Origin of the sequence: Roseovarius sp. THAF27, assembly GCF_009363655.1 — a bacterium.
Lineage (GTDB): Bacteria > Pseudomonadota > Alphaproteobacteria > Rhodobacterales > Rhodobacteraceae > Roseovarius.
The window spans coordinates 4,188,698-4,195,115 of record NZ_CP045393.1 but is presented as its reverse complement, the minus strand read 5'-3'; the positions used below and the strand labels follow the sequence as shown (position 1 = coordinate 4,195,115).

6 protein-coding genes are annotated in these 6,418 nt (G+C 63.9%); 3 read left to right on the top strand and 3 right to left on the bottom strand.

The annotated features are described in order from the left end of the window. Nucleotides 1-494 precede the first annotated feature (494 nt). The gene (gene rpsT / locus FIU89_RS20775; RefSeq protein WP_152494345.1) at nucleotides 495-758 is read right to left on the bottom strand and encodes a 30S ribosomal protein S20; all 264 of its coding nucleotides are present in this window, start codon (nucleotides 756-758) and stop codon (nucleotides 495-497) included. Between the two features lie 229 nt (nucleotides 759-987). On the opposite strand from rpsT, the gene FIU89_RS20770 reads away from it, so the two are divergent. After that, nucleotides 988-2,301, top strand: a complete 1,314-nt coding sequence (locus FIU89_RS20770) for a serine hydroxymethyltransferase (RefSeq protein ID WP_152494344.1) — start codon at nucleotides 988-990, stop codon at nucleotides 2,299-2,301. Between the two features lie 30 nt (nucleotides 2,302-2,331). On the opposite strand, the gene FIU89_RS20765 is transcribed toward FIU89_RS20770, so the two are convergent. Next, nucleotides 2,332-3,108 carry an enoyl-CoA hydratase gene (locus FIU89_RS20765; protein WP_152494343.1) on the bottom strand — a complete coding sequence of 259 codons (777 nt, stop codon included), beginning with the start codon at nucleotides 3,106-3,108 and terminating at the stop codon, nucleotides 2,332-2,334. A 65-nt stretch (nucleotides 3,109-3,173) separates the two neighbouring features. Beyond that, nucleotides 3,174-4,025 carry a bifunctional DNA-formamidopyrimidine glycosylase/DNA-(apurinic or apyrimidinic site) lyase gene (mutM, locus tag FIU89_RS20760; protein ID WP_152494342.1) on the bottom strand — a complete coding sequence of 284 codons (852 nt, stop codon included), beginning with the start codon at nucleotides 4,023-4,025 and terminating at the stop codon, nucleotides 3,174-3,176. A 95-nt stretch (nucleotides 4,026-4,120) separates the two neighbouring features. On the opposite strand from mutM, the gene ubiE reads away from it, so the two are divergent. After that, nucleotides 4,121-4,864: a bifunctional demethylmenaquinone methyltransferase/2-methoxy-6-polyprenyl-1,4-benzoquinol methylase UbiE gene (gene ubiE, locus FIU89_RS20755; RefSeq protein WP_152494341.1), complete on the top strand. Its 744-nt coding sequence runs from the start codon at nucleotides 4,121-4,123 to the stop codon at nucleotides 4,862-4,864. 3 nt (nucleotides 4,865-4,867) lie between these two features. Next, on the top strand, nucleotides 4,868-6,400 hold the full coding sequence (ubiB, locus tag FIU89_RS20750) for a 2-polyprenylphenol 6-hydroxylase (RefSeq protein WP_152494340.1): 1,533 nt from the start codon (nucleotides 4,868-4,870) through the stop codon (nucleotides 6,398-6,400). The last annotated feature ends 18 nt before the right edge of the window (nucleotides 6,401-6,418 follow it).

Below are 6,418 nucleotides of genomic sequence, written 5' to 3'. Positions count from 1 at the left end.
GTTTGCCCCGTTCCGCGGTCAACTCGTTTCGCCTCGACGCGCCCTCGACTGGCGCGCCCCTCAATAGTTGCGATCGCAGTTCGGTCGGCAGCAGACAAAGCATCGCCGGCCCGGCGGCACGGTGTGCCGCCGACAAGCCTTGATGGCATTTGTCCGGGCGCAATCAAGGGCGTGTCCCAACTCGTCCCCACAAGCCAAGGGCGGCCGCCGCAATGATCGCGCGAATTGCGTTGGACAATACGGTACCCCGACATCCGTCGTTTGCACCGGCGCGACCAGAGCAGTCGGTCGCGTCATCCGGTGCGGGTTCCTGTCCCCCCAAGCGTGAATCGCCTGGTGAAATTAGCAATTGAGTCAGCGCAACAGCAACTGTTCTTAGCGCTTGACACGAGCTTTCCGCGAAAAAAGATCAATGGTCCCGAGTCGTTCTCAACCATAAAAAAAAGGTGCCGGACGATTCGGCACCTTTTCCTTCAATAGCTTAGTGTCGTCGCTCAGCCGATCGATTTGATCCGCGAAGCAAGCCGCGACATTTTCCGCGAAGCGGTGTTTTTATGAAACACTCCCTTGGACACGCCGCGCATCAGTTCGGGCTGCGCGGTACGCAGTGCGTTTTGTGCAGCTTCCTTGTCGCCGGACGCGATTGCTTCCTCGACCTTGCGCAGGAATGTGCGAATCCGCGAGCGGCGCGCCTTGTTGACGCTGAGACGGCGCGCGTTCTGGCGCGCACGTTTTTTGGATTGAAGAGTGTTGGCCATGGTGTGAACCTTTTCGGGTCTGTCATTTCGTTTCAAGTGTGCACGACGACAACCCGTTCCGGCAGGCCAATGGGCCGGAATGATTCTGGCCAGAGCGGGCCGCACGCGCATGTATGGCGCAGGCGTATAGCGGCAAACTTCGCGAAAGCAAAGCGGGAATCGATGAAAACCGCTTTCGCCCGCCTCGCGCGCCCGGCATGATCCGACCGACGCAACCGGAGAAACCAAGATGACCCTTGCCCACCGGAACTGGGTGCCCGCACGAAGCGAGACCCTGGTTCAGACCATCGCGACCCGAACGGGCTCGGAAACCAGTGCCGCGATTGCCACAAGGATCGAGGCCCTGGCCGAGGAAAACCGCAAGATCCACGAGCGCGACTGTTTCAACCTGAACCCGGCCACGAACGTGATGAATCCGCGCGCCGAAGCACTGCTGTCCTCGGGGATCGGATCGCGGCCATCGCTGGGCTATCCCGGCGACAAGTACGAAATGGGCCTTGAGGCCATCGAGGAGATAGAGGTCATCGCCGCCGAGCTGGTCGCCGATGTCTTTCAGGCGAAATTCGCCGAGATCCGCGTGCCGTCCGGGGCGCTGGCGAATCTTTACGCGTTCATGGCGATCTGCAAACCGGGCGATACGATCATCGCGCCCCCGGCCACGATCGGCGGGCATGTCACGCACCATGCCGATGGATGTGCCGGCCTGTTCGGTCTGCGCACCGTACCGGCGCCGGTCAACGCGGATGGGTACACGATTGACCTGGATGCGCTCCGGGAAATCGTCCGGCAAGAGAAACCAAAGCTGATCACCGTTGGCGGCTCGTTGAACCTGTTCGAGCATCCCGTGGCCGAGGTGCGCGCCATTGCCGACAGCGTGGGCGCGAAGGTCATGTTCGACGCCGCCCACCAATGCGGGATCATTGCCGGGCGGGCGTGGAAGAACCCCCTGGCGGAAGGCGCGCATCTGATGACGATGAGCACCTACAAGAGCCTCGGCGGTCCGGCGGGCGGCGTGATCGTCACCAACGAGCCCGAGATGGCGGAACGGCTGGACGCCATCGCCTTTCCGGGCATGACCGCCAATTTCGATGCCGCCAAGTCGGCGGCCCTGGCGGTGTCGATGCTGGACTGGCGCGAGCACGGGACGGCCTATGCACAGGCGATGATCGAGCTGTCTCAGGCGCTGGCAGAGGCGTTGGCGGTACTGGGCATTCCGGTCTTCGAGACGCCCAAGGGATATACCACCTCGCACCAGTTCGCCGTCGAGGCGGCGCAGTTCGGGAGCGGACAGGCGGCCTCGAAGACCTTGCGCAAGGCCGGGTTCCTGGCCTGCGGAATCGGCCTGCCCATCGCGGAGGTACCGGGCGACATGAACGGTCTGCGCATCGGAACGCCCGAGCTGGTTCGCTGGGGCGTCACGGCAGAGGACGCGCCGGCGCTAGCGGAGCTGATCCACGCCGGCCTCACCGGCGATCCACAAGCAGTCGCGCCGCGAACTCAGGAGATGCGCAGTCGGTTCGATGCGCTACATTACGTGATCTGAAACGGGCGGGGGCCTACAGGCCCCTGCGCCTTACTTGTCGCGGAACTGGGCTTCGCGTTTCTCGGCGAAGGCGGCCATGCCTTCCTTCTGGTCCTCGGTCGCGAAGAGCGAGTGGAAGACGCGGCGCTCGAACAGCAGGCCCTCGGCCAGCGGCACCTCGTAGGAGCGGTTGACCGCTTCCTTGACCGCCATGACGGTGATCATGGATTTCTCGGCGATCTTGCCTGCCGCCGCCATCGTTTCCTCCATCAGCTTCTTGGCCGGAACGACGCGGCTGACGAGGCCCGAGCGGTCGGCCTCTTCGGCATCCATGAAACGGCCCGTCAGGTTCATGTCCATGGATTTGGATTTGCCGATGAACCGCGTCAGGCGCTGGCTGCCGCCCATCCCGGCCATGACGCCGAGGTTGATTTCGGGCTGGCCGAACTTGGCGTTGTCCGCGGCGATGATGAAGTCGCACATCATGGCCAATTCGCACCCGCCGCCCAGCGCATAGCCCGAAACGGCGGCAATGATCGGTTTGCGGATGCGCACGATGGCGTCCGCCTCGGGGCCGAAGAGGTTGCCTGCGAAGACGTCCACGAAGGACTTTTCCGACATCATCTTGATGTCCGCCCCGGCCGCGAAAGCCTTTTCCGAGCCGGTGATGACGATGCAGCGCACCTTGTCGTTGCCTTCGGCATCCTGCAACGCATCGACAAGCTCGCCCAGCAGCTGGTCGTTGAGGGCGTTGAGGGCATCGGGGCGGTTGAGGGTAATCTTGGCGACGTGGTCTTCTACTTCGACGATGATCGTCTCATAGGCCATGAAATTTGCTTTCGCTTGTTTCTGTCAGGTCTGAGTCATTACCATTTGAGACAGTCGGATCAAGGTTATCTTTGACAGGTCGCACAATAGAAGCTCGAACGGCCCGATTGCACGACGCGGCGCACAATTCCGGTGCATCCGGCGCGACGGCACGGCGCGCTCTCGCGGTCGTAGACGTCGAAGCTGTGCTGAAAATATCCAAGCTCTCCATCGGCTTGGCGGAAGTCGCGCAAGGAGGAGCCGCCAGCGAGAATCGCGTCGTTCAGCACGGCGCGGATGATCGGCACCAGCGCCGCGACCCGGCTGGCCGAGACGCGACCGGCGCGGCGCAGGGGCGAGATACCGGCCCGGAAAAGCGCCTCGCAGACGTAGATATTGCCCAGCCCCGCGACGATTCGCTGATCCAGGAGGGCCGACTTGACCGGCGTGTTCTTTCCCGCCAGCGCGGCGACCAGGTAGGGCTCGTCGAACTGGTTGCCCAGGGGCTCGGGGCCCAGCTTGGCCAGCAGGGGATGCGCCTCCGCGGTGTCGGTGGCCATCAGGTCCATCGCGCCGAAGCGGCGCGGATCGTTGAAGGTGATGCGGGCACCGTTGGCCATGTCGAGCACCACGTGGTCGTGCTTTTCCACCGCGGGATGGTCGTGCACGAACTGCCCCAAGGGATCGCCCGAGATCAGGATGCGGCCGGACATGCCGAGGTGGATCAGCAGCGTCTCGCCCGAGGACAGGTCGGCAAGGATGTATTTCGACCGCCGCCGCAGGGTCAGGACGCGCTGGCCAGCCAGACGCTCGGCCATGCCCGGCGGGAAAGGCCAGCGCAGATCGGGGCGGTTGACGCGCGCGGTGGCGATCACCGCGCCGGTCATCGCGGGTTCCAGCCCGCGGCGCACTGTCTCGACCTCTGGCAATTCCGGCATTCCGTCCCCTCTGCGACCAAACGGGCGCATTGTAACCCGCCCCCGGCGACCTATAAGAAGGACTCGAGGATCAAACGGCAAGGCCGCGGGGATAAATGACCGGGAAAACAACGCATTTCGGATACGAGGACATCCCCGAGGAGGAAAAGGCGGGCCGCGTGCGCGGTGTGTTCGGGTCGGTCGCGTCGAAATACGACGTGATGAACGACGCCATGTCCTTTGGCATCCACCGCATCTGGAAGGACGCGATGATGGACTGGCTGGCGCCGCGTGCGGGGCAGCGCCTGCTGGACGTGGCGGGCGGCACCGGCGACATCGCCTTTCGGTTTCTCAAACGCGCCGGTTCGGGCCATGCCACCGTGCTGGACCTGACCGAGCCGATGCTGGTCGAGGGCCGCAAGCGCGCCGAGGCGGAGCAGATGGCCGCGAACCTGGACTGGGTGGTGGGCGACGCGATGGCGCTGCCCTTTGCCGACAACAGTTTCGACGTTTACACAATCAGCTTCGGCATTCGGAACGTCACCCGCCCGCAGGAGGCCCTGAACGAGGCCTTTCGCGTGCTGAAACCCGGCGGGCGATTGATGGTGACGGAGTTCAGCCAGATCCCCAATGACCTGATGCAGAAGGTCTATGACCTCTACTCCTTCAACATCATTCCGCAGATGGGGCGGGCCATCGCCGGGGACCGCGACAGCTATCAGTACCTGGTAGAATCGATCCGCAAGTTCCCGGACCAGGAGACTTTCCTGGGCATGGTGCGCGACGCCGGGTTCGAGCAGGCCAAGTACCGCAATCTCAGCATGGGAATCGCCTGTCTGCATTCCGGCTGGAAGATCTGAGCCATGCGCGGGCCGCACAATATCCTGCGCCTGATCCGCACGGGCGCCACGCTGGAGCGCACCGGCGCCATGGGCCTGATCATGGATGCGATGGATGCACCGCCCTTGGTGCGCGGGACCATGCGGTTCCTGGCCTGGCCGTTTCAATGGCTGGGCTACAAGGGCGACACCAGCATGCCGCCCGCCCTGCGCGCGCTGACCGCGCTGGGCCCGGCCTATATCAAGTTCGGGCAGGTCTTTTCGACCCGGCCCGATATCGTCGGCGATGCCCTGGCGCAGGAACTGCGGGTGTTGCAGGACAAGCTGCCGCCCTTCGACGCCAGCGTCGCCAAGGCCAGCGTGGCCAGTTCGCTGGGGCAACCTGTCGACGCGATATTCTCCGAGTTCAGCGCACCGATTGCCGCCGCGTCGATTGCGCAGGTCCACAAGGCGCGGCTGCGCGATACCGGCCAGGACGTGGCGGTCAAGGTGCTGCGCCCGGGGATCGAGCGGGCCTTTCGCAGGGATATCGACGCGTTCTATTTCGCGGCGCGCATGATTGAGGTGCTGTCCCCGTCCGCCCGCCGACTGAAACCCCGCGATGTGATCGCCCATTTCGAAGGCGTGGTTAACGGAGAGCTCGACCTTCGGCTCGAAGCGGCCTCGGCCAGCGAATTCACCGCCAACACCGCCGAGGATGAAGGTTTCAGCCTGCCGGCCGTCAACTGGGATATGTCCGGGCGGCGGGTGATGGTGATGGAATGGGCCGACGGCGCGCCGATGGGCGACAACGCCGCCATTGATGCCGCCGGTCACGACCGCGCGGAACTGGGCGAACGGGTGCTGCAGCTTTTCCTGAAACATGCGCTGCGCGACGGGTTCTTTCACGCCGACATGCACCAGGGCAACCTGAAGGTCGCGCCGAACGGAGATATCATCGCCTATGATTTCGGCATCATGGGACATATCGACGAGTACACGCGCCGGGTCTATGCCGAGATCCTGTACGGGTTCATCAAGCGTGACTACCGCCGGGTCGCCGAAGTGCATTTCGAAGCCGGATACGTGCCCGCCGACCGCGACGTCGATGAATTCGCGCGGGCGCTCCGCGCCGTGGGCGAGCCGATCTTCGGCATGGATGCCTCGAAAATCTCGATGGGGGGGCTGCTAAGCTATCTCTTTGAAGTGACAGAGAGATTCGGGATGGAAACCCGGACCGAGCTGATCCTGCTGCAACGCACGATGGTGGTGGTCGAGGGCGTCGCCCGCAGCCTGAACCCGCAGACCAACATCTGGCAGGTCGCCAAGCCCGTGGTCGAGGATTACATCCGCAAGAACATCGGACCCGGCGCCGCCGTGCGCGACTTGCGCCGCACGCTGATGGTCGTGTCGCGCTATGGCCCGCGCCTGCCGCAGATCGTGGAAAGCGCGTTGATCCGCCAATCCAGGCCTGCGCCGGAACCAAGGCAGGGCCTGCGCTGGAAATCCGTGCTATGGCTGGGGCTCGGCGTCGCGTTCGGCACGATGGCGACGCTGCTGGCGACGACCCTTTTCTGAGACGTGGCTTTGATGTGA

What these genes read in the sequence shown, in the direction of transcription:
- rpsT (WP_152494345.1), bottom strand. Translation starts at nt 758, where the DNA reads ATGGCCAACACTCTTCAATCCAAAAAACGTGCGCGCCAGAACGCGCGC.
- FIU89_RS20770 (WP_152494344.1), top strand. Translation starts at nt 988, where the DNA reads ATGACCCTTGCCCACCGGAACTGGGTGCCCGCACGAAGCGAGACCCTG.
- FIU89_RS20765 (WP_152494343.1), bottom strand. Translation starts at nt 3,108, where the DNA reads ATGGCCTATGAGACGATCATCGTCGAAGTAGAAGACCACGTCGCCAAG.
- mutM (WP_152494342.1), bottom strand. Translation starts at nt 4,025, where the DNA reads ATGCCGGAATTGCCAGAGGTCGAGACAGTGCGCCGCGGGCTGGAACCC.
- ubiE (WP_152494341.1), top strand. Translation starts at nt 4,121, where the DNA reads ATGACCGGGAAAACAACGCATTTCGGATACGAGGACATCCCCGAGGAG.
- ubiB (WP_152494340.1), top strand. Translation starts at nt 4,868, where the DNA reads ATGCGCGGGCCGCACAATATCCTGCGCCTGATCCGCACGGGCGCCACG.